21 protein-coding genes and 6 pseudogenes are annotated in these 21,592 nt (G+C 70.9%); 15 read left to right on the forward strand and 12 right to left on the reverse strand.

Annotated elements, in window-relative coordinates:
• Nucleotides 1-144 precede the first annotated feature (144 nt).
• The 4 genes and pseudogenes from LRS10_RS24350 (at nucleotide 145) to LRS10_RS04805 (ending at nucleotide 3,422) form a co-directional block, all read left to right on the forward strand.
• A complete protein-coding gene (locus LRS10_RS24350; protein WP_308237919.1) occupies nucleotides 145-453 on the forward strand; it encodes a PAS domain-containing protein in 309 nt (102 codons plus the stop codon).
• Nucleotides 454-605: 152 nt separating this feature from the next.
• Nucleotides 606-1,013: pseudogene (locus tag LRS10_RS24355) on the forward strand (sensor histidine kinase); the annotation flags it as partial.
• The gene (locus tag LRS10_RS24360) at nucleotides 952-1,674 is read left to right on the forward strand and encodes a response regulator (RefSeq protein ID WP_308237920.1); all 723 of its coding nucleotides are present in this window, start codon (nucleotides 952-954) and stop codon (nucleotides 1,672-1,674) included. The pseudogene LRS10_RS24355 and the gene LRS10_RS24360, both read left to right, overlap by 62 nt.
• Before the next feature lie 70 nt (nucleotides 1,675-1,744).
• A pseudogene (locus LRS10_RS04805) lies at nucleotides 1,745-3,422 on the forward strand (MFS transporter).
• On the opposite strand, the gene LRS10_RS04810 reads toward LRS10_RS04805, so the two are convergent.
• The 3 genes from LRS10_RS04810 to LRS10_RS04820 form a co-directional block, all read right to left on the reverse strand.
• Nucleotides 3,419-4,723: a dipeptidase gene (locus LRS10_RS04810; RefSeq protein ID WP_257836256.1), complete on the reverse strand. Its 1,305-nt coding sequence runs from the start codon at nucleotides 4,721-4,723 to the stop codon at nucleotides 3,419-3,421. The pseudogene LRS10_RS04805 and the gene LRS10_RS04810 overlap by 4 nt on opposite strands.
• Nucleotides 4,724-4,829: 106 nt before the next feature.
• On the reverse strand, nucleotides 4,830-5,714 hold the full coding sequence (locus LRS10_RS04815; RefSeq protein WP_257836257.1) for a siroheme synthase: 885 nt from the start codon (nucleotides 5,712-5,714) through the stop codon (nucleotides 4,830-4,832).
• Nucleotides 5,715-5,730: 16 nt separating this feature from the next.
• Nucleotides 5,731-6,075: a cytochrome c family protein gene (locus LRS10_RS04820; RefSeq protein ID WP_257836258.1), complete on the reverse strand. Its 345-nt coding sequence runs from the start codon at nucleotides 6,073-6,075 to the stop codon at nucleotides 5,731-5,733.
• Between the two features lie 157 nt (nucleotides 6,076-6,232).
• Here LRS10_RS04820 and LRS10_RS04825 point away from each other — a divergent pair, with 157 nt between their 5' ends.
• Both LRS10_RS04825 and LRS10_RS04830 read left to right on the forward strand, forming a co-directional pair.
• Nucleotides 6,233-6,739, forward strand: coding sequence for a (2Fe-2S)-binding protein (locus LRS10_RS04825; protein ID WP_257836259.1), 507 nt, complete (start codon nucleotides 6,233-6,235; stop codon nucleotides 6,737-6,739).
• A gap of 11 nt (nucleotides 6,740-6,750) precedes the next feature.
• Nucleotides 6,751-8,941: pseudogene (locus LRS10_RS04830) on the forward strand (molybdopterin cofactor-binding domain-containing protein).
• Between the two features lie 12 nt (nucleotides 8,942-8,953).
• Here the strand turns inward: LRS10_RS04830 and LRS10_RS04835 are convergent.
• The gene (locus LRS10_RS04835) at nucleotides 8,954-9,238 is read right to left on the reverse strand and encodes an NTP transferase domain-containing protein (protein WP_257836260.1); all 285 of its coding nucleotides are present in this window, start codon (nucleotides 9,236-9,238) and stop codon (nucleotides 8,954-8,956) included.
• A gap of 79 nt (nucleotides 9,239-9,317) precedes the next feature.
• Nucleotides 9,318-9,533 (reverse strand): annotated as a pseudogene (locus tag LRS10_RS04840) (NTP transferase domain-containing protein); the annotation flags it as partial.
• 29 nt (nucleotides 9,534-9,562) lie between these two features.
• Between LRS10_RS04840 and moaA the strand changes: the two are divergent.
• The 6 genes from moaA to glp are packed head-to-tail and all read left to right on the forward strand — an operon-like array spanning nucleotide 9,563 to nucleotide 13,487.
• Nucleotides 9,563-10,585, forward strand: a complete 1,023-nt coding sequence (gene moaA, locus LRS10_RS04845; RefSeq protein ID WP_257836261.1) for a GTP 3',8-cyclase MoaA — start codon at nucleotides 9,563-9,565, stop codon at nucleotides 10,583-10,585.
• 2 nt (nucleotides 10,586-10,587) lie between these two features.
• Nucleotides 10,588-10,827, forward strand: a complete 240-nt coding sequence (locus LRS10_RS04850; RefSeq protein ID WP_257836262.1) for a MoaD/ThiS family protein — start codon at nucleotides 10,588-10,590, stop codon at nucleotides 10,825-10,827.
• Nucleotides 10,824-11,282 carry a molybdenum cofactor biosynthesis protein MoaE gene (locus LRS10_RS04855; RefSeq protein ID WP_257836263.1) on the forward strand — a complete coding sequence of 153 codons (459 nt, stop codon included), beginning with the start codon at nucleotides 10,824-10,826 and terminating at the stop codon, nucleotides 11,280-11,282. The genes LRS10_RS04850 and LRS10_RS04855 overlap by 4 nt, the downstream gene beginning before the upstream one ends.
• Nucleotides 11,279-11,824, forward strand: a complete 546-nt coding sequence (moaB, locus tag LRS10_RS04860; RefSeq protein WP_257836264.1) for a molybdenum cofactor biosynthesis protein B — start codon at nucleotides 11,279-11,281, stop codon at nucleotides 11,822-11,824. Before LRS10_RS04855 ends, moaB begins: the two co-directional genes overlap by 4 nt.
• On the forward strand, nucleotides 11,821-12,288 hold the full coding sequence (gene moaC, locus LRS10_RS04865) for a cyclic pyranopterin monophosphate synthase MoaC (RefSeq protein WP_257836265.1): 468 nt from the start codon (nucleotides 11,821-11,823) through the stop codon (nucleotides 12,286-12,288). The genes moaB and moaC overlap by 4 nt, the downstream gene beginning before the upstream one ends.
• Nucleotides 12,285-13,487 carry a gephyrin-like molybdotransferase Glp gene (glp, locus tag LRS10_RS04870; protein ID WP_257836266.1) on the forward strand — a complete coding sequence of 401 codons (1,203 nt, stop codon included), beginning with the start codon at nucleotides 12,285-12,287 and terminating at the stop codon, nucleotides 13,485-13,487. Before moaC ends, glp begins: the two co-directional genes overlap by 4 nt.
• Here the strand turns inward: glp and LRS10_RS04875 are convergent.
• A complete protein-coding gene (locus LRS10_RS04875; protein WP_257836267.1) occupies nucleotides 13,409-14,440 on the reverse strand; it encodes an XdhC family protein in 1,032 nt (343 codons plus the stop codon). The two genes, glp and LRS10_RS04875, sit on opposite strands and share 79 nt — an antisense overlap.
• 95 nt (nucleotides 14,441-14,535) lie before the next feature.
• Here LRS10_RS04875 and LRS10_RS04880 point away from each other — a divergent pair, with 95 nt between their 5' ends.
• A complete protein-coding gene (locus tag LRS10_RS04880) occupies nucleotides 14,536-15,399 on the forward strand; it encodes a bifunctional regulator KidO (RefSeq protein ID WP_257836268.1) in 864 nt (287 codons plus the stop codon).
• A 107-nt stretch (nucleotides 15,400-15,506) separates the two neighbouring features.
• Here LRS10_RS04880 and LRS10_RS04885 read toward each other — a convergent pair whose 3' ends face one another.
• From LRS10_RS04885 to LRS10_RS24365, 4 genes and pseudogenes are all read right to left on the reverse strand, one after another.
• Nucleotides 15,507-16,367 (reverse strand): dienelactone hydrolase family protein, encoded by an 861-nt coding sequence (locus LRS10_RS04885; RefSeq protein WP_257836269.1) that lies wholly within the window; start codon nucleotides 16,365-16,367, stop codon nucleotides 15,507-15,509.
• Between the two features lie 133 nt (nucleotides 16,368-16,500).
• Nucleotides 16,501-17,614, reverse strand: a pseudogene (ald, locus tag LRS10_RS04890) (alanine dehydrogenase).
• Between the two features lie 747 nt (nucleotides 17,615-18,361).
• A complete protein-coding gene (locus LRS10_RS04895) occupies nucleotides 18,362-18,613 on the reverse strand; it encodes a biopolymer transporter ExbD (protein ID WP_308237921.1) in 252 nt (83 codons plus the stop codon).
• Between the two features lie 73 nt (nucleotides 18,614-18,686).
• Nucleotides 18,687-18,743, reverse strand: a pseudogene (locus LRS10_RS24365) (biopolymer transporter ExbD); the annotation flags it as partial.
• Between the two features lie 196 nt (nucleotides 18,744-18,939).
• Between LRS10_RS24365 and LRS10_RS04905 the strand changes: the two are divergent.
• Complete coding sequence (locus tag LRS10_RS04905) at nucleotides 18,940-19,926, forward strand: WD40 repeat domain-containing protein (protein ID WP_257836270.1); 987 nt, start codon at nucleotides 18,940-18,942, stop codon at nucleotides 19,924-19,926.
• Here the strand turns inward: LRS10_RS04905 and LRS10_RS04910 are convergent.
• Nucleotides 19,923-20,582: a nitroreductase gene (locus LRS10_RS04910; protein WP_257836271.1), complete on the reverse strand. Its 660-nt coding sequence runs from the start codon at nucleotides 20,580-20,582 to the stop codon at nucleotides 19,923-19,925. The two genes, LRS10_RS04905 and LRS10_RS04910, sit on opposite strands and share 4 nt — an antisense overlap.
• Before the next feature lie 44 nt (nucleotides 20,583-20,626).
• Between LRS10_RS04910 and mtgA the strand changes: the two genes are divergently transcribed.
• On the forward strand, nucleotides 20,627-21,406 hold the full coding sequence (mtgA, locus tag LRS10_RS04915; RefSeq protein ID WP_374569556.1) for a monofunctional biosynthetic peptidoglycan transglycosylase: 780 nt from the start codon (nucleotides 20,627-20,629) through the stop codon (nucleotides 21,404-21,406).
• Between the two features lie 6 nt (nucleotides 21,407-21,412).
• Here the strand turns inward: mtgA and LRS10_RS04920 are convergent, their stop codons facing one another.
• Nucleotides 21,413-21,568, reverse strand: a complete 156-nt coding sequence (locus LRS10_RS04920) for a hypothetical protein (RefSeq protein WP_257836272.1) — start codon at nucleotides 21,566-21,568, stop codon at nucleotides 21,413-21,415.
• Between the last annotated feature and the right edge of the window lie 24 nt (nucleotides 21,569-21,592).

Here is a 21,592-nt window from a genome sequence, read left to right on the forward strand (position 1 = left end):
CCCGGCCGAACGGCAAGCACGCACTGAAGGGCATCTCCGAGGACATCACCGAGCTTGCGGCCGCGCGTGACGCCGCCCGCCACGGCGAGCAGCAGGCCCGCAAGGCCCGGCGCGAGGTCCAGGTGGCCGCCCGGCGCCCTCGAGATGGCGCTGAAGGCCGCCGAGGCGGGGGTCTACGAGATCGACCACGTGAACCGCAGCTTCTGGGCCTCGCCCGAGTTCGAGCGGATCACCGGCCGACGCGGCTCCAGCTACGAGGAGGCCGTCCAGCTCAGCTACCCCGGCTTCCATCCCGACGACCTGCCGCACGTCCGGGCCTCGTTCCGGGCGCTGCACCGCGGCGACAAGCGGTCGGGCGAGAGCTTCGAGGCCCGCATCGTCCGCCCCGACGGCGCCGAGCGCTGGGTTCGGGTCCACCATCACCTGAAGATCGGCCGGGGGGCCGCTGGCTGAAGGCCGTAGGGCTGATCCAGGACTGCGACGCGAACAAGCGCCAGGAACTGGCCCTGATCGAAGCCCAGCGCGCGGCCGAGGCAGCAGGCGAGGCCAAGGCTGCCTTCCTGGCCAACATGAGCCACGAGATCCGCACCCCGCTGAATGGGGTGATGGGCGTGCTGCATCTCCTGAAGTCCGAGCACCTGACCGACGACGGCCGGGCGCTCCTGGACGAGGCGCTGTCGTGCGGCCAGATGCTGGCCGAACTGCTCAACGACGTGATCGACTTCTCGAAGATCGAGGCGGGGCGGCTGGAGCTGGCCTGCGAGCCGGTGGACGTCCGCGCCCTGGTCGAGGGCGTCGCGCGCCTGCTGAAGCCGCAGGCCCAGGCCAAGGGCCTGCAGCTGATCGTCGACGCCGGGCTCGAGGTGGACTGGGTGCGGTCCGACCCGGTGCGGCTGCGGCAGGCGCTGTTCAACCTCGTCGGCAACGCCGTGAAGTTCACCGAGCGGGGCCATGTGGTGGTCCGCTGCCGCACCGCTGACGCCGGCGTGCTGCGTTTCGAGGTGGAGGACACCGGCATCGGCATCCCGGCGGACGCCCAGGCCCGCCTGTTCCAGCGCTTCAACCAGGCCGACGTCTCGACGACGCGCAAGTTCGGGGGGCTCGGGTCTGGGCCTGGCCATCACCCGGCGGCTGGCCGAGATGATGAACGGCGACGTGGGCTTCGCCTCGGTCGAGGGTCAGGGTTCGACCTTCTGGCTCGAGGTGGCGGCCGAGCCCGCCGAGGCCCAGGTCGCGGTCGAAGCGACCCCGCAGACGGTGCTGGAAGGCCTCCGGGTTCTGGTCGTCGAGGACAACGCCACCAACCGGCTGATCGCCACCAAGCTGCTCGAAAACCTGGGCGCCTCGGTCGAGACCGCCGCCGACGGCTATCTTGGCGTGGAGGCCGCCGCCCGCGGCGGCTTCGACCTCGTCCTGATGGACGTGCAGATGCCGGGGATCGACGGCCTGGAGGCGGCCCGCCGCATTCGCGCCCTGGGTGGCGCGGTCGCCGCGACGCCGATCGTCGCCCTTACCGCCAATGTGTTGTCGCACCAGCGACAGTCGTACCTCGACGCGGGCATGGACGGCGTGGTGGGCAAGCCGATCTCCCCGGCCCTCCTGCTGTCGGAGATCGCCCGGCTGAGCGCGCCCGCCGCGCTCGAGGCCGAGGCCGACGACGCGGCCGTCGCCTGACGCGACCTTCCCCCGCTTCGCGAAGCGGTGTTAGAGCAGATCGAACAAGATCCTGGGGGAGGATGCGGGGATGGCCGACATCGCGGCTGAGCGGGCGGACGCGCCGGAAAAGGAAACCTCGCTGAAGACCGTTGTCGCCGCCTCGTCGGCAGGCACTGCGTTCGAGTGGTACGACTTCTTCGTCTTCGGCAGCCTGGCGAGCGTGGTCGGGCGGGTGTTCTTCACCGGCCTGCCGGAGTCTGCGGGACTGGCGGCCGCCCTCGCGCTGTTCGGCGCGGGCTTCCTGTTCCGGCCCCTGGGCGCCCTGGTCTTCGGGCGCATCGGCGACAAGGCCGGCCGCAAGGGCGCCTTCCTGATGACCGTTCTGCTGATGGGCGGCGCGACCTTCGCCATCGGCCTGCTCCCGTCCTACGAACAGGCGGGGATGATCGGTCCCGCGCTCCTGATCCTCATGCGGATCATCCAGGGCTTCGCGCTGGGCGGAGAATATGGCGGCGCGGCGATCTACGTCGCCGAGCATGCTCCGGCGGACAAGCGCGGCTGGGCGACCAGCTGGGTGCAGACTTCGGCGGCGCTCGGCCTCTTCGGCGCCTTGCTGGTGATCCTGACCACGCGGGTGATCCTGGGCGAGTTCGTCGGGGCCGAGGCCTTCGACGCCTGGGGCTGGCGGATCCCCCTTCCTGTTCTCGGCCGGCCTCCTGGGCATCTCGGTCTGGATGCGGCTGAAGCTCTCGGAAAGCCCGGCCTTCGCCAAGTTGAAGGCCGAGGGGCAGCAGACGAAGGCGCCCTTCAAGGAGGCCTTCGGCCACTGGGGCAACCTCAAGCTCGTGCTGCTGGCGCTGTTCGCGATCATGTCGGCGCAAGGCGCCGTCTGGTACACGGCGTTCTTCTACGTCCAGACCTTCATGGAACGGTTCCTGAAGGCGCCGCCCGAGACGATCACCGCCCTGATGCTGTCGGCGACGGCGGTCAGCGCGATCGGCTATGTCTTCTTCGGCTGGCTGTCGGACCGCGTGGGCCGAAAGCCCGTGATGCTCTTCGGCATGACCCTGATGCTGGCCGCCTACTTCCCGGGCTTCCACATGCTGGCCCAGACGCTCAACCCGGCGCTGGCGGAGGCCGAGGCGCGGACCCCTGTGGTGGTCATCGCCGACCCGGCCGACTGTTCGCTGCAGTTCGATCCCGTCGGCAAGGCGCAGTTCACCTCGTCGTGCGACATCGCCAAGGGCGTGCTGGCCAACGCCGGCGTGTCCTACCGCAACGATGCCGGAACCCCCGGCCAGCCGGCGATGGTTCGGGTGGGCATGGCGACCATCACCTCGGCGGACGCCACAGGCCTGCCGGCCGACGCCGCCAAGGGGGTAAAGACCAGCGTCGAGACGCGCATCAAGCAGGGCCTGGCCCGCGCCGGCTACCCGGAGAAGGCCGACCCGTCGCGGATGAACTTCTTCGGGGCCTTCGGGGTGATGCTGGTGTTCGTCGTCGCGGCCACCGCGCTCTACGGACCGATGGCGGCGGCGCTCGTCGAGATGTTCCCGACGCGTGTGCGCTACACCGCGCTGTCCCTGCCGTACCACATCGGCACCGGCTGGGTGGGCGGCTTCGTCCCCTTCTCGGCCTTCGCCATCGTGACGGCGTACGGCAACATCTATTCCGGCCTGTGGTTCCCCGTGGTGTTCACCGCCATTTCGGTGGTCACCTGCCTGCTGTTCCTGCGCGAGACCAAGGGCCGGCCGCTGGACTTCTAGCGCTTCGGGCGATCCAGTTCGGCGATCGTGGCGTTGGACGCGGGGCGCGCCGCCTGCAGACGCTTGGCGGCGGCTTCGGCCTCGCGCATCACGCGCAGCACGTTTCCGCCCGCCAGCTTGGCGAGGTCGGCGTCGCTCCAGCCGCGACGGGCGAGTTCGATGAACAGGCCCGGGAATTTGTCGACGCCCTCGAGCCCCGCCGGCGTCGTCGGGATGCCGTCGAAGTCGGAGCCGATGCCGACGCAATCGACGCCGCAGACCTTGGCGATGTGCTCGATGTGGTCGGCGATCATGGCCAGGGTGACCGGCGGATGCGGGTTGGCCTTCTCCCAAGCCTCCAGCGCAGCCTGGGCCTTTTCGGGCTGGCCGATGAAGTTGCCGGCGTAGGGCGGGGCGTTGCCGCGGGTGCGCTCGGCGGCGCGGTCGGAAGCCCAGCGGGCCGCTTCGTTGGACGCGTAGCCCGGTGCGAAGTTGGCCATCACCACCCCGCGGTTCTGCTTCACGAGCAGGAGGATCTCGTCCGACACGTTGCGCGGATGGTCGGCCACGGCGCGCGAGCCGGAGTGCGAGAAGATCGCGGGAGCCTGCGCGACGCGCAGCGCATCCTTCATGGTGGCCTCCGAGACGTGGCTCAGGTCAACCAGCATGCCCAGCCAGTTCATCTCGCGCACGACCTGCTCCCCGAAGGGGCTGAGGCCGTCGAGCCTGGGATTGTCGGTGGCGCTGTCGGCCCAGGCGACGTTCCGCGCGTGGGTCAGCGTCATGTAGCGGGCGCCGGCAGCATACATCTGGCGCAGCGCCGGCAGGCTGTCGTTGATCTGGTGACCGCCCTCGATGCCGACCAGCGAGGCGACCCGGCCGGCCTTGTGGATGCGCACGACGTCGTCGGCGGTGTACGCCATCTCCAGGGCCTGCGGCCAGCGCTGGGTCATCTGCCGGACGATGTCGATCTGCTCCAGCGTGACCTGCACGGCCTCGGGGCCCTTGAGGTCGGCGGGAATCCAGACCGACCAGAACTGGCCTCCGACCCTGCCGGCCTTGAGGCGCCCGATGTCCGTCATCAGCGGCGGATCTCCCGCGGGCGCCGGCAGGGCCTTGGTGTCGCGGGCAAGGTCGACCTTGTCCATCTTGCCGTCGAACCGCTCGCGGATCGCCCACGGCAGGTCGTTGTGTCCGTCGATCAGCGGCGTCTTCGCCAGCACTCGGTCGACGCGGGCGGCGAGCGCCGCGTCCGACGGCTGGGCGGCGGCCGATGTGGCCAGCAACGCGAGCAGGGCGGCCGTGCAGAGAAGCTTGGTCATGCACAAGGGTTGGCAAGCACGGCCTTGGCGGTCAACCGTCGAAGAGGCCTGATCAGAAACATGCCGCCTGTTTAGGCCAGTGGGGGCGCGGGAGAAGGCCCGCAGCTCAGCCCGCGATCGGCAGGACCTCGGTCTCGACGCCCGCCGCCTCGAGCGCCGCCTGTTCGGTGCGCCACCCGGAGCCGGTGACCAGGCGGGCTACCCTGCGCCCGCCGCGAGCCAGATCGGCGAGCGCCTCAAGACCGAGGCCTTCCCGCCGTTCGGCGTCGCGGCGGGCGAGAGCCAGGACGTCCGCATGGGCCGCCGCGTCGCAGACCAGCACGTCGGCGGCGGCGAGCGCGCGCGCGGCGCGCAGGGTCAGGAGGTCGGCGGGCCCCCGGGCGTCGATGTACTGGACGGCGGCGGCCAGCGGCGCATCCTGGGCCAGACCCAGGCGCAGCAGATCCCTGGCCTGGTCCATGTCCCCCTCCATCGCCGCCCGGGCCGCGGGGCCGCGAAGGGCGTCACGCAGGAAGGCGCGCCGGCGATGGGCTTCGGGCAGGGCCTCACGCACCTCGTCCTGCATCTGACGGAACAGGGCCGCGACCCGGCCGGCCCCTTCCGGCACCCGGGCCTCCAGGTCGTGGCGCAGCATGGTCGCCAGCATGGGCGAGGCGCCGCCCGTGCCGATGGCGGCCACCACCTCGCCGCGGTCGATCACGGCGGGCGTGGTGAAGTCGCAGAGCGCCGGCCGGTCCACGACGTTCACCGGCACGCCGGCGGCGCGCGCGGCCTCGGCCGCCTGTCGCGCGAAGTGGTCGTCCTCGGCGGCGACGAAGGCGAGCGTGGCGGCGGCATAGGCGCGGCGGTCCAGCGCCTCCTCCTCGGAGAGGCGGACCACCGTGGCGGGCGAGCCCTCGAACAGCCGGGCCTTGGCCTCGGCCGCCTCGCCCTCCCCCGCGATCACCACCGTGCGGCCGGCGAGCGGGAAGAAGGCGGGAAAGGCGTCCATGCGCCCGAGCCTAGCGCTATTTGAGGGTCTTGAGGTACCCGATGATCGCCACGCGGCTCTCGTCGCTGGCGACGTTCATCATCATCTTGGTGCCGGGGGCAAACTGAGCCGGGGCCTTGAGGAAGGCGTCGAGGTTGGCGTCCGTCCAGGTCCCACCCTTCGCCTTCAGCGCCGGCGAGTAGGCGAAGCCCTCCTTCGACGCGATCTTCGCCCCGGCGACGCCCGTCAGGCTGGGACCCATCGGGCCGCCCGTGTGGCACATCTTGCACTGCATGTTGAACAGCTGCTGGCCGTCGGCGGCGGAGGCCGGAGCGGCAAGCGAAAGCGCCAATACGGAAGCGGCGGCGGCGACGCGGATCATGGACTCTCCCCAGAGGCGGTATTCAGAGAACGGGCGACGAATTCGTAAGAGCGGTACGCTTTAGCGGGCTCGGGCGCCGAAGGCCACCGCTCGCTTCCCCTCGACGCCCAGGCACAGCTACTATGCCTAAAGACGTGTCACGGGAGGGACGCAACTGATGGCCTCGACGCTCGATGTGAACGGCCGCGTTCTGAACGTCAACGCGGGCCCGGACACGCCGCTACTCTGGGTGCTGCGGGATGAACTGGGGCTGACCGGCACAAAATATGGCTGCGGCATCGCCCAGTGCGGCGCCTGCACGGTTCTGGCCGACGGACAGCCGATCCGCTCGTGCTCGGCGCCGGTGTCGGCCTTCACGGGCGTCAAGATCACCACCATCGAGGGGCTGGGCGGCGATCACCCGCTGCAGCAGGCGTGGGTGAAGCACGACGTGCCCCAGTGCGGCTACTGCCAGTCGGGCCAGATCATGGGCGCCGTCGCCCTGCTGAACCAGACGCCGAAGCCTGACGACGCGGCGATCACCGCGGCGATGGACGGACACATCTGCCGCTGCGGCGCCTACCAGCGGATTCGCGCCGCCATCAAGGAGGCCGCCGGCATGCCGGTCGTCACCACCGCGCCGGTCCCACCCCTCGCGCCGGCCGTCCCGGCGCCCAAGGCCTGAGGCGCGAACCGATGAACAAGCCCCTCCGTCCCGCGAAGCTCACCCGGCGCGACGCCCTGATCGTCGGCGCGACACTGACCGGCGGCGCCCTGCTGGTCGGCTGCTCGCCGGCCGACGTGCTGAGCGTCGGCGCGAAGAAGGACTTCGGCGCCTTCGGGCCGTTCATCCGCATCGCCGCGGACGGGACGGTCACCGTCATCTCCAAGCACATCGAGTTCGGCCAGGGGGAACCACGCGGGCCTCGCGGCCATCGTCGCCGAGGAGCTGGACGCGGACTGGGCGAAGGTGCGCGTCGAGCAGGCGCCGGCCATCGCCAACGTGTACGGCAACGCCAACATGGGCGGCACGCAGGGCACGGGCGGCTCCTCGGCGATCGCCAACTCGTGGGAACAGCTTCGCCGCGCGGGCGCCACGGCCCGCGCGATGTTCGTCCAGGCCGCGGCCGGCAAATGGAACGTGCCGGCCGGCGAGGTGCGGCTGGCCAACGGGGTGCTGACCCACGCCTCGGGCCAACAGGCCCACTTCGGCGAACTGCTGGAGGACGCGGCCAAGGTGACGCCGCCCGACCAGGTGACGCTGAAGGATCCCAAGACCTTCACCCTGATCGGCACCGACCGCGTGCGACGCAAGGATAGCGTCGCCAAGAGCACCGGCGCGGCCCGCTACACCCAGGACGTCCGGCTGCCGAACATGCTGGTGGCCATGGTGGCGCACCCGCCGAAGTTCGGGGCCAAGGTGAAGTCCTTCGACGGTTCCGCCGCGAAGAACGTCCCGGGCGTGGTCGAGGTCTATCAGATCCCGTCCGGCGTGGCGGTGGTGGCCAACGACACCTGGGCCGCGCGGCAGGGCCGCGACGCGCTCAAGGTGACCTGGGACGAGAGTGGGGCCGAGACCCGCGGCTCGGCGGCGATCCTGGCCAGCTTCAAGGACCTCGCCGCCGGCAAGAGCGCCGCGCCGGAAGGCAAGAACGGCTGGAAGGGCTTCGATTCCAAGGGCGAGGCCGCGCGGGCCGCCGGAGGAACCGCGGCCGTGGAAGTCGCCTACGACTTCCCGTACCTGGCCCACGCCACCATGGAGCCGATGAACTGCGTTGCCGTCGTGAAGGGCAACTCGGCGCAGCTGATCTTCGGCTCCCAGACCCAGACCCTGGACCAGCTCAACACGGCCAGGATCGTCGGCAATCTGCCGGGCGCGATCCAGATCGAGACCCTGCCGGCCGGCGGCTCCTTCGGGCGTCGTGCGAATTTCCAGTCGGACTACGTGGTCGAGTGCGTCCAGATCGCCAAGAAGGTCGGCGGCGGGCGTCCGGTGAAGCTGGTCTGGACGCGCGAGGACGACATGCGCGCCGGCTACTACCGGCCGATCGTGCACCACACGGTGCGCGTGACGACCGACGCCGAAGGTTATCCGGCGACCTGGCGCCACCGGATCGTCACCCAGTCGATCATGAAGGGCGCGCCGCCCGGCATGAGCGGCGACATCGACTTCACCGCCGCCGAGGGCGCGTTGGGCTCGCCCTATCTGAAGGCGACGCCGGTCGTGGACGCCCAGCTGCTGACGCCGGACGTGGGCGTGCCGGTGCTGTGGTGGCGCTCCGTCGGCGCGACCCACACGGCCTACGTCATGGAGCACACCATCGACCAGCTGGCGCGGGCGGCCGGCAAGGACCCGGTGGAATACCGCCGGGCGCTGTATGTGAAGGCCGGCGCCAACCGGCACCTGGCCGTGCTGAACACCGCCGCCGAGAAGGCGGGCTGGGCGACGCCGGCGCCCGCCGGCTGGACCCGGGGCGTGGCCGTGCATGAGAGCTTCGGCTCGGTCGTCGCCCAGATCGCCGAGGTGCAGCTCGAAAACGGCGTCCCGAAGGTCGGCCGGGTCGTCACCGCCATCGACTGCGGCGTCGCCATCTCGCCCGACCAGATCGCGGCACAGATGGAGGGCGGGACCTGCTACGGCCTCTCGGCGGCCCTGTTCGGCGAGATCACCTTGACGGATGGCGTCGTCGACCAAGGGAATTTCGACACCTACCGCGTGCTGCGCAATTCCGAGGCCCCGCGGGTCGAGACCTACATCGTGCCTTCGGCCAATCCGCCCAGCGGCGTGGGCGAGCCGGGGACGCCAGTGATCGGCCCGGCGGTGGCCAATGCGCTGCTGGCGATCAACGGCCAGCCGGTGCTCAGCCAGCCGTTCGTCAAGGCATAGGTGCGTGGAGGCCTAGGCGCGTTCCACGTCGCGGCGGTGATCGACGTCGAAGAGGATCCCGTCGTCGGGCGCCTCGACCAGGGCCAGGCGGTCGCCGAGCGCGTCGAGGATGCGGCGCGCGCCCACGTCGCCGCGCAACTGCAGCACGTCGGGGAACAGTGTGCGCGCCAGCACCACCGGGTTGCCGCGCTGGCCTTCGTAGACCGGGGCCGCGGCTGGCGCGCCGTTCGCCACCGCCTCGCACAGGGGCTTGAGCACCGCGTGCGGCACGCGCGGCATGTCGCCCAGGAACACCATGCAGGCCTCGGTGTCGGGGGGGCAGGCTGGAGATGGCGGCGCGAAGGGAGGCGGCCATGCCCTCCTCCCAGTCTTGGGCGTCGACGATCTGGACGCCGTGGTCGAACGCGATCGCGGCGTCCGCGACCTGCGAGCCATCGGCGCCGGTCACCACCGTCACCCGCCGCACCGGGGCCGCGAAGGCGGCGGCCAGGGCGCCGTCCAGCAGGACGCCCTTTCCGTAGGCCGTCAGCAGCTTGCCCCCGCCGAAACGCGAGCCCGATCCCGCCGCGAGTACAACCGCCTCTGTCGCCACGCCGTCATCGCCTCTATCCTGGAACGCACATGACGCTCACCGATCCCAGTTCGCCGCAAGAGGCGCCGCTGATCGACGGCTTCGGCCGGACGGTGACCTATCTGCGCCTCTCGGTCACCGATCGCTGCGACCTGCGCTGCGTCTACTGCATGGCCGAGCACATGACCTTCCTGCCGAAGGCGGAGGTCCTGAGCCTGGAGGAGCTGGACCGCATCGCCACGGCCTTCGTCGCGCTGGGCGTGAAGAAGCTGCGGCTGACCGGCGGCGAGCCGCTGGTGCGCAAGGGCGTGATGGAGCTGATCGAGGGGCTGTCGCGGCACCTGGCGAGCGGCGCCCTGACGGAGCTGACGCTCACCACCAACGGCACGCGGCTGACCGAATTCGCCGGCCGGCTGGCGGCGGCGGGCGTGAGGCGGATCAACGTCTCGCTCGACACCCTGAAGCCCGAGCTGTTCCGCACGCTCACGCGGGGCGGCAGCCTGGCGAAGGTTCTGGACGGGATCGCCGCGGCGCAGGCGGCGGGCCTCTCCGTCAAGATCAACGCCGTGGCCCTGAAGGACGACAACGCCGCGGAACTGCCGGACCTGATCGCATGGGCGCACGGCCAGGGCTGCGACATCACCCTGATCGAGACCATGCCGCTGGGCGAGGTGGAGGCCGATCGCACCGACCAGTTCCTGTCGCTCAAGGACGTACGCCGCGAACTCGAGAGCTTCTGGACGCTGGAGGACATCGGCCTGAACACCGGCGGCCCGGCCCGCTACGTGCGGGTCGTCGAGACCGGCGGCCGGCTCGGCTTCATCACCCCTCTGAGCCACAATTTCTGCGAGGCCTGCAACCGCGTGCGGCTGACCTGCACCGGCACCCTGCACACATGCCTCGGCCAGGAGGACAGCGCCGACCTGCGGGCGGTGCTGCGGGCCGGGGCCTCGGACGCGGACCTTGTCGAGGCGATCCGCAACGCCGTCGACGCCAAGCCCAGGGGCCACGATTTCGACGTCGCGCGCGCCAAGCCGGCGGTCGCGCGCCACATGTCCACCACGGGCGGCTGAGCATGGCCCGCGTGCTGCTGTTCGGGCCCTTGCGCGACCTCGCGGGATGGCGGGAGCGGACCATCGAGGCGGGCTCCCTGTCGGCGCTGAAGGCGGCTATCGCCGCGGAGGACGCGGCCCTGGCCGAGGCTCTGGACGGTCCGGGCGTGCAGGTGGCGCTGGATCAGGCCCTCGTGCGCGGCGACCCCAAGCTGGCGGCCGGCTCGGAAGTCGCGTTCCTGCCGCCGATGAGCGGCGGATGAGCATCACCCTGACCGAGGAACCGTTCGACGCCGGCGCCCTGCTCTCGGACTTCACCCGCGGGCGCACCGAGACCGGCGCCGTGGCCACCTTCACCGGCATCGCCCGGGCGGAGCAGGGCTCGACCGCCACCCTGGAGCTCGAGGCCTATCCCGGATTCACCGAGGCGGAGATCGGCAGGATCGCCGAACAGGCGCGGGCGCGGTTCGGGCTCGACGACCTCCTGATCCTGCACCGCGTGGGAGAGATCGCGCCGGGCGAGCCGATCGTCTTCGTCGCCACGGCCGCCGGACATCGCCGCGCGGCCTTCGAGGCCTGCGACTTCCTCATGGATTACTTGAAGTCCAAGGCCCCCTTCTGGAAGAAGGAGCACGGGCCGGGCGGGGCCCGTTGGATCGAGCCCACCGACGCCGACCACGCCGACCGCGCCCGCTGGGAACAGGAGACCGACCGATGAACGCTTTCACCCCTGGCGGCCGGATCGACGAGAGCAAGCCGATCAAGCCGGTGAAGGTCGCGGTGCTGACCATCTCCGACACCCGCGACGAGGAGAGCGACACCTCCGGTCATCTGCTGGCCGAGCGCGTGAAGAGCGCGGGTCACGAGTTGGCTGGCAAGGGCATCGTCCGCGACGACGTCGACGAAATCCGCAAGCAGGTGCTGGCCTGGGTCGAGCAGGGCGTCGAGGCCATCGTCACCACCGGCGGTACGGGCATCACCGGCCGCGACGTCACGCCCGAGGCCATCCGCCCGCTGTTCGACAAGGAGATCGACGGCTTCTCGGTGATCTTCCACCTGGTCAGCTACCAGTCGGTGGGTCTCTCGACCCTGCAGAGCCGTGCGCTGGCCGGCATCGTGAAGGGCTGCTTCGTCTTCTGCCTGCCGGGCTCGAACGGCGCGGTGAAGGACGGCTGGGACAAGGTGATCTCCGCCCAGCTCGACAGCCGCCACGGCCCCTGCAACATGGTCGAGCTCATGCCCCGGCTCATGGAAGCGTGACGAAGCTCACCCACATCGACGAGACCGGCCGCGCCCGCATGGTCGACGTCTCGGACAAGGCGGTCACCCCCCGAGAGGCCGTCGCTGAGGGCTTTCTGCGCATGGCGCCTGGGACCCTTGCGCTCGCCCTGTCGGGCGAGGGGAAGAAGGGCAATGTCCGCGCCGTGGCCGAGATCGCCGGCGTGATGGCGGCGAAGAAGACCGCCGACCTGATCCCGATGTGCCACCCGCTGCCGATCACCAAGGCCGAGGTGCGGGTCGAGCCGGGCGATGGCGGGCTGTCGGTGACCGCCCGCGTGAAGACCACGGGCCAGACCGGCGTCGAGATGGAGGCGCTGACGGCCGCCTCCGTGGCGCTCCTGACCCTCTACGACATGCTGAAGGCCGCAGAGAAGGGCATGGTCATCGAGGCCGTCCGCCTGGTCGAGAAGACCGGCGGCAAGTCGGGCGACTGGCGCGCGTGAAGCTGCTTCCGGTCGACGAGGCGCGGGCGCGGATGCTGGCGGAGGTTCCGGCGGCCGGCGTCGAGCGCGTGGCGCTGGCCCAGGCGAGCGGCCGCGTGCTGGCCGAGGATGTCGCCGCCGCGCGGGACCAGCCGCCGTTCCACGCCTCGGCCATGGACGGCTATGCCGTCCGCAGCGCGGACGGTGCGGCGACGCTGAAGGTCGTGGGCGAGAGCGCGGCGGGGACGGGCTACGCCGGCGTGCTGCGGGCGGGCGAGGCCGTGCGGATCTTCACCGGCGCGGCGCTGCCTGAGGGCGCCGACGCCGTCGTCATCCAGGAGGATGCGACGCGCGGCGGCGATTCGGTGATCGTCCCGGAGACGCCGGCCGGCAAGCACGTGCGTCCGGCGGGCGGAGACTTCCGGGCCGGCCAGGCGCTGCTGGCCGCTGGAGCGCGGCTGGATCCCTGGCGGGTGTCGCTGGGCGCGGCCGCGGGCCGGGCCGACCTGGTCGTGGCCCGACGCCCGCGCGTGGCCCTGTTCTCGACGGGCGAGGAGATCGTCGAGGCGCCGGCGAGCCCCGGCCCGTTCCAGATCTACGACTCCGGCTCGCCGGCCCTGTCGGCGATGATCGCCGGCTGGGGCGGCGAGGTCTCCCGCGCCCGGCCGGTCCGCGACGACCTGGACGCCACCGTTGAGGCGCTGCGAGCGGCGGACGGCGAGTTGGTCGTCACCATCGGCGGGGCGTCGGTGGGCGACCACGACCTGGTGCGCAAGGCCGGCGCCGCCCTGGGCCTGGAGCTCAAGGTCGCCAGCGTCAACGTCCGCCCCGGAAAGCCCACCTTCTTCGGCCGGCTCGCCGATGGGCGGCTGATGCTGGGGCTGCCGGGCAATCCCGCCTCGGCGTTCGTGTGCGCCGAGCTCTTCCTGCGGCCGATCCTCGCCCGGTGGCAGGGGGCCGATCCCGCCCCACGCACCCTCGCCGCGCGCTTGGAAGAAGACCTGCCGGCCAACGGCAGCCGCGAGCACTGGATGCGCGCCAAGCTCACGTTCTCGGACGGGGGCGTCAGCGTGCGGCCGTTCCGCGATCAGGACTCCTCGCTGGTCAGCGTGTTCGCGGCCGCCGACGGCCTGCTGGGCCGTCAGGCCGAGGCGCCGGCCGCCGCGGCAGGGGACGTGGTGGACGTGCTGCCGTTGTCGCGGCTGTTTTCGGGCGCATAACGCAGCGCGGTGATCTCGCCGATCACCGACACCGCCACTTCGAAGGGCGCCTTGCCGCCGATATCCAGACCAATGGGCGCGTGCAGGCGGGCGATCGCTGCGTCGGGCATGCCCTGCGCGCGCAGCTCCTCCAGCCTCCCCGACAGCCGACGCCGCGCCCCGAGGAGGCCCACATAGGCCGCCTTCGACGGCAAGGCGACCCGCAGCGCTTCGCGGTCGGTGTCGAGGTCGTGGGTGGCGACGGCGACATGGGTCCAGGGGTCAAGGCCGATCGCCGCCAGCGCCTGGGCCGGCTGGTCGCGGCGGTAGGCGATCCCGGTCACGGGCGGTGGGGTCTCCGGCCCTTTGGGCCTCACGAGTGTGGTCTCGAAGCCGGAACGCGCGCCCAGTTCGGCGATGGCGAGCGCGGTGGGATCGCCGCCGACGACGACCAGCCGGGGCGTGGGCTCATACGCCCGCTCGACCACCGCCTCCATCCAGGGCGAGACCTCCGCCGCGCAGACGCGGGCGTGGCCGTCGCTGACGTAGACGACGGGTCGGCGCTCGATCCAGGCCGCCAGCACCTCGCCGATGGCTGCATCGTCAGGCCGCACGCGCTCCAGGAAGATCTCGATGCGCGCGCCGCACAGCAGCCGGATGTCGGGCCAGGGACTGCCTTCGCCATAGACCAGCGTGCGCGGCTCGCCGTCGGCCAGGCAGGCGGCGGCATGGCCGGCCACGTCGCCCTCGACGCAGCCGCCGGAGAAGTAGCCGCTGACCACGCCGACGGCGAAGACCATCTGCGTGCCGGCGGGCCGCGGGCCGCCGCCCTCCACCGCGATCAGCGTGGCCAGCACGCAGGCCTCGCCTGCCGCGCGCGCCGCATCGAGCGCCGGCCGCACGTCGTCGGCGAGGCCGAACACCGGCCACTCGGCCAGGGGCCCGATCGGACTCGGGATCTGCGGCGGAATCACGCTTTAAGACTCACGAAAGGTCTCGGTCACGGCTTCTTAGGCCTTCCAGGTGAAGATGGCGGCTCAAGAGGACTACACCAAGCCTTCGCTCATTCATGACCTCCCTCCTCAACAAACTCGGCCTCGGATCGGGGCAGTTCGGCCTTGAGCAGCCGGCCCTTCGCGGCCGGCCGCGCGAGGTCGAGGCCCGCGACATCCTCTCGATCGCCGCGCGATCGGGCCTCGGTGTTCTGGAGGTGGGCCGCCATAGCCAGGTCGCCGAGAGCCAGCTGGGTCAGGCGCTGCCGCGCCCCTGCCCGTTCCGCATGACCCTGACCACCGTCCGCCCCGACCGCGGGCCGGACCTGGTGGAGACCGAAATCCGCGCCCAGATGGCCCGCATGGGCGTGGAGCGTGTAGACGCCCTGCTGGCGCCCTCGGCCACCGACCTGTTCTCGCCGCTGGGACCCAAGCTGTGGGACCGGCTGCGCAAGCTTAAGGACGAGGGCCTGTGCGCCAAGATCGGCGTCTCGGTCTATGCCTCGGACGATCCCGTGGGCCTCGCCAAGCGCTTCAAGCCGGACATCGTCCAGGCGCCCGCCTCGCTGCTGGACCAGCGCCTGCTGATCGACGGCACGCTCCGGGAACTCGCCGGCATGGGCGTCGAGGTGCACCTGCGTTCGATCTTCCTCAACGGCGTGCTGTTCCTGCCGCCTGACCGCGCGCCCAGCCACCTGAAGGCCGCCGCCGGCCGGATCAGCCGGGCCCGTCGCCTGATCGCCGAGGGTCGCTCCGACCCGCTGCAGGCCGCGCTGGGCTTCGCCCTCTCACGGCCCGAGGCTTCCGCCGTCCTCGTGGGCGTCAGCTCCGCCGCCGAGATGAGCGCGGTCGTGGCCGCCGCCATGAGCCCGCCGCCGGACCTCGACTGGGACGAGATGGCCCTAGACGACCCCGAAGCGCTGGCCTGGGCCGCAGCCTAGACACCCTCCAGACCAGCCACAGACACGAAGAAGGGCCGCGCGGACCTCCGCACGACCCCCTCACCCGCCAGCCTGGCTGACACCCTCTCCCGCGCGGGGGAAGGACGCTATTTCAGCGCCGTCTTGTACAGCTTGGTCAGTTCGGCCCAGGCGCGTTCGGCTTCGGCCTGGTTGTAGACCTGGCTTCCGGGGACGGTCCAACCGTGGTCGCCCTGATAGACCTCGACCGTCGCCGGTCGCTTCGTCTCCGCGAACGTGGCCTTCAGGATCTCCTTCGACTCGGGATCCCGCGCATCGTCGTTCTTGGCGACCGCGACCAGGTACGAGGCCTTTGTCTTGGCGACCAGAAGGTGCGGACTGGCCGGCTCCTTGGTGGTCAGGCCGCCGCCGTGGAAGCTGGCGACGGCGCCGATGCGGTTCGGCGCGGCGCCGGCCGTCTGGAACGACAGCGGGCCGCCCATGCAGTAGCCCTGCACGCCCATCATCTTCTTCTTGTTCACCTGCGGCTGGGCGTCGAGGAAGGCGACGTAGGCCTTGGCGTCCTCGAACGGGTTATCCCCCTCGACCAGCGCCATGCGGTAAGCCATCAGGGCCTTGCGGCCCTCAGGGTCGCCGAAGTTCAGCTTCTGGGTCTCGGCCTGCTTGGCCGAACGGTAGAAGGGGTTCACGACCAGGACCGCGTAGCCCTGCGCCGCCAGTCTGCGGCCCATGTCGCGGAACACGGGGCGCAGGCCGCCGATGTCCGGCCACACCAGCACGCCGGGCCACGGCCCCTTGCCGGCCGGATAGAAGAACGCCGCCTCGGACTCGCCGTCCGGCGTCTTCACCGTCACGTCCTTCTCGGTGACGCCGCCCTGAGCTTGCGCCTCGGCGGCGGTCAGCGAGACGGCGGCGACGCTGAGGGCGCCCAGCCCGATCGTCCGGCGCGAGACCGGCTCGGCCCACGGATTGATGTCCTCGTCGCACATGGCGCGTCCTCCCTTTGGCGTTTCACGGCAAGCGTGGGCGCGATTGTTGCGGGGTTATTTCGGAGAGGGGAACAAAGAAAAAGGCGCCGACCCTCAGGACCGGCGCCTTCGTCATTTGATCGGGCGGAAGCCTTTAGCCCCAGACGCCGTAGGCGTCCTTGAACGGCTTGTTCAGCGCCTCGGCGACCGCCGGGTGGGTGATCTCGCCCTTCAGCACGTTCAGGCCCTTGGCGAGATGCTTGTTGGTCTTCAGCGCGTCCAAACCCTTGTCCGCCAGCCTCAGTCCGAACGGCAGCGTGGCGTGGCCCAGGGCTTCGGACGAGGTGCGCAGGGGCGGCGCCCGGCATGTTGGCCACACAGTAGTGAACGACGCCGTCGACGGTGTAGGTCGGATTCTTGTGCGTGGTGGGCTTCGACGTCTCGAAGCAGCCGCCCTGGTCGATCGAGACGTCGACCAGGACCGCGCCCGGCTTCATCTTCGACAGGTGCTCGCGGCGGACGAGCTTCGGCGCCGCCGCGCCCGGCGTCAGCACGGCGCCGATGACCACGTCGGCCTTCAGGATCTCCTCCTCCACCGAGTCGTAGGTCGAGTAGCGGGTGATCACCCGGCCGGCGAAGATGTCGTCGATGTAGCGCATGCGCGGGATCGACCGCTCCATGATCACCACCTCGGCGCCGAGCCCCGCGGCCATGACCGCGGCGTTGGCGCCGACGACGCCGCCGCCCAGGATGCAGACCCGGGCCGGCGGCACGCCGGGCACGCCCGAGATGAGCAAGCCCATGCCGCCGTTGTGCTTCAGCAGCGTCTCGCCCGCCGAGAAGACGGCGATGCGGCCGGCGACTTCCGACATCGGCGCCAGCAGCGGCAGGCCGCCGTTGTCGTCGGTGACGGTCTCATAGGCGATGGCCGCGCAGCCGGAGGCCAGCAGGCCCTCGGTCTGGGCCGGATCGGGCGCCAGGTGCAGGTAGGTGAAGAGGATGTGCTTGTCGGTGAGGCGGGCCCACTCGACGGCCTGGGGCTCCTTCACCTTCACGATCATCTCGGCGCCCGAGAAGACCGCGTCGGCGTCCGGAACGATCTTGGCGCCCGCCCGGACATAGGCCTCGTCGCCGTAACCCGCGCCGCCGCCGGCGCCCTGCTCGACCAGCACCTCGTGGCCATGGGCCACATACTCGCGGACCGCCGCGGGCGTCAGGCCCACGCGATATTCGTCCGGCTTGATCTCACGAGGCACGCCAACGCGCATGAGGCCCTCCCTAAGGGTCCGTTATTGCGGAGAGCGCGTGGTTTGGGGGAGACTGTGCCGGTGTCAACCGGAGTTCTCCGGGGTCACATGAGGCTGTCCTCACGAACGGCGGCGCCAACGACGCCGTCCGGATGGCCCGCCGGCGTCGCAGTCAGGGCGCCTCCGCCCCAATCATCGGCTAAGATCCATTCCGCGGGAGCGGTTCAGCGCGCCGCCAGGTCGGCTCCGAAGCGGAAGCGGAACGGCAGGCCGTTGGCTTCGCCCACGCCGAAGGCGCGCCCCTGGGTGGGCTGCTGGAAGGTCATGGCGATACGGCCGCCGTCCGAGCACTTGAGGTCCAGCCGCGGCGCGCGCCGGCGGTTCTCGTACCAGCCCGCGCAGGCGAAGCCCGCGTCGGCGACGTCGGTCAGCGCGATGCGGCCCCGCAGGGCCCGGGCGCTCCGCCCGCCCGGTGAGCAGTCGATCGCCGTAGCGGGCCACAGCCGGCGTCTCGGCAGCGGGCCGACGCCCTTCCCATGTCGAGGCGAACGGCTGGATGTCCACCTGGGACACCACGGCGGACGGCGGCGCGCCGCCGACGAGCAGGGCCATCGAGGCCGCGAGGATCGTCAGAGCCATGCGCCGATCATGGCCACAACCCTGGGCCGCAGACAGTCGCCCGGCACAACCGCCCTCCATCACGATCGCGGCACGAAAAAGCCCGCCGCGGTTTCCCGGGCGGGCTCTCCGTAATCTGGGTCGAAGGGCCTAGAGCTCTTCGTTGATCAGCGCGACCTGGTAGAAGCCGTTGCCCTGCAGGTCGTTCATCACCGACATGAAGTCGCCGTAGCGGACGTCGCGGTCGGCGCGGATGTACACGCGCTGTTCGGTCGGCGGGGTGGCCGGGTCGTCCGCCTGCAGGCGGGCGCTCAGGTCGCCGGCCAGACGGTCGAGCCGGGTGGGCTGGTCGCCGATGAAGAGGCCGCCGCGCTGGATGTTCACCAGCGTGGGCTCCTTCACGATCGTGCCGGGCGGCGGCGGGATCGCGGGGGGGCAGGTCGAGCTTGATCGACACCGTGGCGGCCGGGATCGACACCATGAAGATGATGAGGAGCACGAGCATCACGTCCACGAAGGGCGTGACGTTCATGTCCGAGTTCTGGCCGAGGTCGAACTTGCTTCCGCCCCCCGCCGCCGACTTTCGCACCCATACGTCCTGGATCCTTCCCTCGGGCGTGCGCAACCTTGCGCGCCCGTTCGCCGGACCATTGGCAAGCCCAAAACGACTTGTAAAGCGTGAACGCGCGCGCCTTGCGGCCGGAGGGGCCCCGATCTAGGGGGAAGCCATGAATTTCAGCTTCGACGCCTATGTCTCGGCCGCGCTTTTCGACGGTTCGGGGAACGCCGGATTCGCTTTGGGCGACGGTACGGTTCGGTTCGCCGGGGGCCCGGGCCGCGACATGGCGGTCGAGGCGCACGACGGCGCCAGCCTCTCGGCCGCAGTCCATCCGAGCCGGCAGGGCCTGGTCTCGGGCGGCGACGACGGCCGCCTGGTCTGGGCGCGGCCGGACGGATCGTTCGACGTGCTGGCCGAGCTGAAGGGCAAGTGGATCGACACGGTGGCGGCCTCCGCCGAGTCCGGCCTGATCGCCTTCGGGGCCGGCCGCGAGCTGCATGTCCGCGACGTGAAGGACGCCGCCCTCCAGCGCACCTTCGGCCACGAGCGGACGATCGCCGACGTCGCCTTCGACCCGAAGGGCCGCCGACTGGCGGTGGCGAGCTATGGCGGCGCCTACCTCTGGTACGCGCGCATCGCAGACCAGAAGCCGGCGGTCCTCAAATGGGCCGGCAGCCACATCGCCGTGGTCTGGAGCCCGGACGGCAAGTTCCTGATCAGCGCCATGCAGGAGAACCAGCTGCACGGCTGGCGGGTGGCCGACGAAAAGAACATGCGGATGGGCGGCTATCCCACCAAGCCCCGCAGCCTGGCCTTCATGTCCAAGGGCTCCCTTCTCGCCACCTCCGGCGCCAACGGCGTGGTCGTCTGGCCGTTCTCCGGCCCCGCCGGCCCGATGGGCAAGGAGGCGGCCGAAGTCGGCTATGACGAGAGCACGACCGTGACGAAGGTGGCTGCGGCCTTCGCCACCAGCTGGCTCGCCGCGGGGACCGAGGACGGCCGCGTCTGGGCCTGCGACCTGACGGGCCAGCGGATCATCCCGCTGAAGGCCGAGAAGGGCAGCCAGATCACCGCGCTGGCCATCACGCCGGACGCCAGGCGGGTCGCCTGGGGCGACGAGGACGGCCACGCCGGCGTGGCGGAGGTCGTCGGCTAGAACCCTCTCAGTTCTCCCCAGACCTCGAACGGATCGCGCGCGGCCTTCAGGGTGTTGATCGGGTGGTCCGCGTCGCGCCAGCCGAGGGCCATCCCCGAGAACAGCATGTGGTCTTCGGCCAGGGCGAGCGCCCGGCCCACGGTCTGGGGATAACGGGCCCAGTACTCCTGGGCGCAGGTGTCGAGGCCGCGCTCCGTGGCCAGCAGCATCACCGTCTGCATGTACATGCCGAGGTCGGCCCACTGCGGCGGCCCGAGCTTGCGGTCGAGGCAGAAGAAGATTCCCACCGGCGCGCCGAAGAACTCGCCGTTCCTGGCCAGCTGGCGCAGGCGGGCGGGCTTGTCCTCCCGCGGGATGCCGATGGTGGCGTAGAGGTCCTCGCCGTTCTGGAACCGGCGGGTGCGGAACGGGTCCCAGAGGTTGGGCGGATAGACGTCGTATTCTGGCGGCTCGCCGAACGGATTGGCGCGCACCTCGGCCTTCAACGCCTCCAGCGGCTCGCCCGCCAGGGCGTAGACCCGCCATGGCTGCAGGTTGCCGCCTGAGGGGGCCTTGGCGGCCAGTTCGAGGATCTCGCGAACGAGGGCGCCCGGCACGGGGTCGGGCCGGAAGGCGCGGACGGAGATGCGGGCGGCGACCGCCTCGGTGACGTTCATCTTGCGGCAACCCTGATTTCGGACGCTCCCGCGGCGGGACTAACATGTGGTCCCAGGGTCAAGACAAGACGGCAGGTCGGCGCGTGGCGAGGCAGGGGGCGAAACCGAGGGCGAAGCGGGGCAAGGGCAAAGCGGGAGACGCGTTCCGGAAAACCGTTTCCGCGCTGCTCATCGCCGTGCTGATCGTCTTCTGGATCGGGCCCGTGCTGACCGTCGCCGTCTATCGCTTCGTGCCCGTGCCCCTGACCTATCTGATGGTGCAGAGGGTGTTCGAGGGCCAGGGCGTGGAACGCCAGTGGGTCCCGCTCGAGCAGATGTCGCCCCACCTGGTGCGGGCGGTCATGGCCGGCGAGGACGCCCGCTTCTGCGAGCACTTCGGCTTCGACTTCAACGCCATCCGCCGGGCCATGGCCTACAACGAGAGCGGCAAGCGGATCCGCGGCGGCTCCACCATCAGCCAGCAGACGGCCAAGAACGTCTTCCTGTGGCCGAGGCGAGATTGGGTGCGGAAGGGCCTGGAGGCCTATTTCACGGTGCTGATCGAGATCGGCTGGGGCAAGCGCCGCATCATGGAGGTCTATCTGAACTCCATCGAATGGGGCCCCGGCGTCTACGGCGCGGAAGCCGCGGCGCGGCGGAACTTCGGCGTCTCGGCCAAGGACCTTTCGGCGGCCCAGTCCGCCCGCCTGGCGGCGATCGTTCCCAAGCCGCTGTCCTGGAAGGCGGCGAAGCCGGGCCCCTACGTCCAGCGCCGGTCGGGCAGCATCCGGCGCAACGCCCAGGCCGTGCGCGGCCAGGGCCTGGCGTCCTGCGTGCTGGACTAGATCCGCCTAGGCCCCGCCCGCTTCAGCGTCTTCGATGTCACGGAGCTTGGCGCGCTCCTCCGCCAGCAGGGCCTCCAGCCGCTGTCGGTCTTCCGGCGCGACCGCCGATTCCAGGAGGTCTTGGAAGTGCTGGATGTTCTGTTGGATGACGAATTTCTGCATCCGCAGCAGTCCGCGCGCCGGCAA

It is taken from the genome of Phenylobacterium sp. J426, assembly GCF_024699945.1.
Taxonomy (GTDB): Bacteria; Pseudomonadota; Alphaproteobacteria; order Caulobacterales; family Caulobacteraceae; genus Phenylobacterium.

Excerpts from the sequence above, each read along its gene's own strand:
- LRS10_RS04910 (WP_257836271.1), bottom strand. The coding sequence starts at position 20,582 with ATGAACGTCACCGAGGCGGTCGCCGCCCGCATCTCCGTCCGCGCCTTC.
- LRS10_RS04855 (WP_257836263.1), top strand. The coding sequence starts at position 10,824 with ATGAGCATCACCCTGACCGAGGAACCGTTCGACGCCGGCGCCCTGCTC.
- LRS10_RS04825 (WP_257836259.1), top strand. The coding sequence starts at position 6,233 with ATGGCCTCGACGCTCGATGTGAACGGCCGCGTTCTGAACGTCAACGCG.
- LRS10_RS04905 (WP_257836270.1), top strand. The coding sequence starts at position 18,940 with ATGAATTTCAGCTTCGACGCCTATGTCTCGGCCGCGCTTTTCGACGGT.
- mtgA (WP_374569556.1), top strand. The coding sequence starts at position 20,627 with ATGTGGTCCCAGGGTCAAGACAAGACGGCAGGTCGGCGCGTGGCGAGG.
- LRS10_RS04850 (WP_257836262.1), top strand. The coding sequence starts at position 10,588 with ATGGCCCGCGTGCTGCTGTTCGGGCCCTTGCGCGACCTCGCGGGATGG.
- LRS10_RS24350 (WP_308237919.1), top strand. The coding sequence starts at position 145 with ATGGCGCTGAAGGCCGCCGAGGCGGGGGTCTACGAGATCGACCACGTG.
- LRS10_RS04815 (WP_257836257.1), bottom strand. The coding sequence starts at position 5,714 with ATGGACGCCTTTCCCGCCTTCTTCCCGCTCGCCGGCCGCACGGTGGTG.
- moaA (WP_257836261.1), top strand. The coding sequence starts at position 9,563 with ATGACGCTCACCGATCCCAGTTCGCCGCAAGAGGCGCCGCTGATCGAC.
- LRS10_RS04885 (WP_257836269.1), bottom strand. The coding sequence starts at position 16,367 with ATGTGCGACGAGGACATCAATCCGTGGGCCGAGCCGGTCTCGCGCCGG.
- LRS10_RS04820 (WP_257836258.1), bottom strand. The coding sequence starts at position 6,075 with ATGATCCGCGTCGCCGCCGCCGCTTCCGTATTGGCGCTTTCGCTTGCC.
- LRS10_RS04835 (WP_257836260.1), bottom strand. The coding sequence starts at position 9,238 with ATGGTGTTCCTGGGCGACATGCCGCGCGTGCCGCACGCGGTGCTCAAG.
- moaB (WP_257836264.1), top strand. The coding sequence starts at position 11,279 with ATGAACGCTTTCACCCCTGGCGGCCGGATCGACGAGAGCAAGCCGATC.
- LRS10_RS04920 (WP_257836272.1), bottom strand. The coding sequence starts at position 21,568 with ATGCAGAAATTCGTCATCCAACAGAACATCCAGCACTTCCAAGACCTC.
- LRS10_RS24360 (WP_308237920.1), top strand. The coding sequence starts at position 952 with ATGTGGTGGTCCGCTGCCGCACCGCTGACGCCGGCGTGCTGCGTTTCG.
- LRS10_RS04810 (WP_257836256.1), bottom strand. The coding sequence starts at position 4,723 with ATGACCAAGCTTCTCTGCACGGCCGCCCTGCTCGCGTTGCTGGCCACA.
- LRS10_RS04880 (WP_257836268.1), top strand. The coding sequence starts at position 14,536 with ATGACCTCCCTCCTCAACAAACTCGGCCTCGGATCGGGGCAGTTCGGC.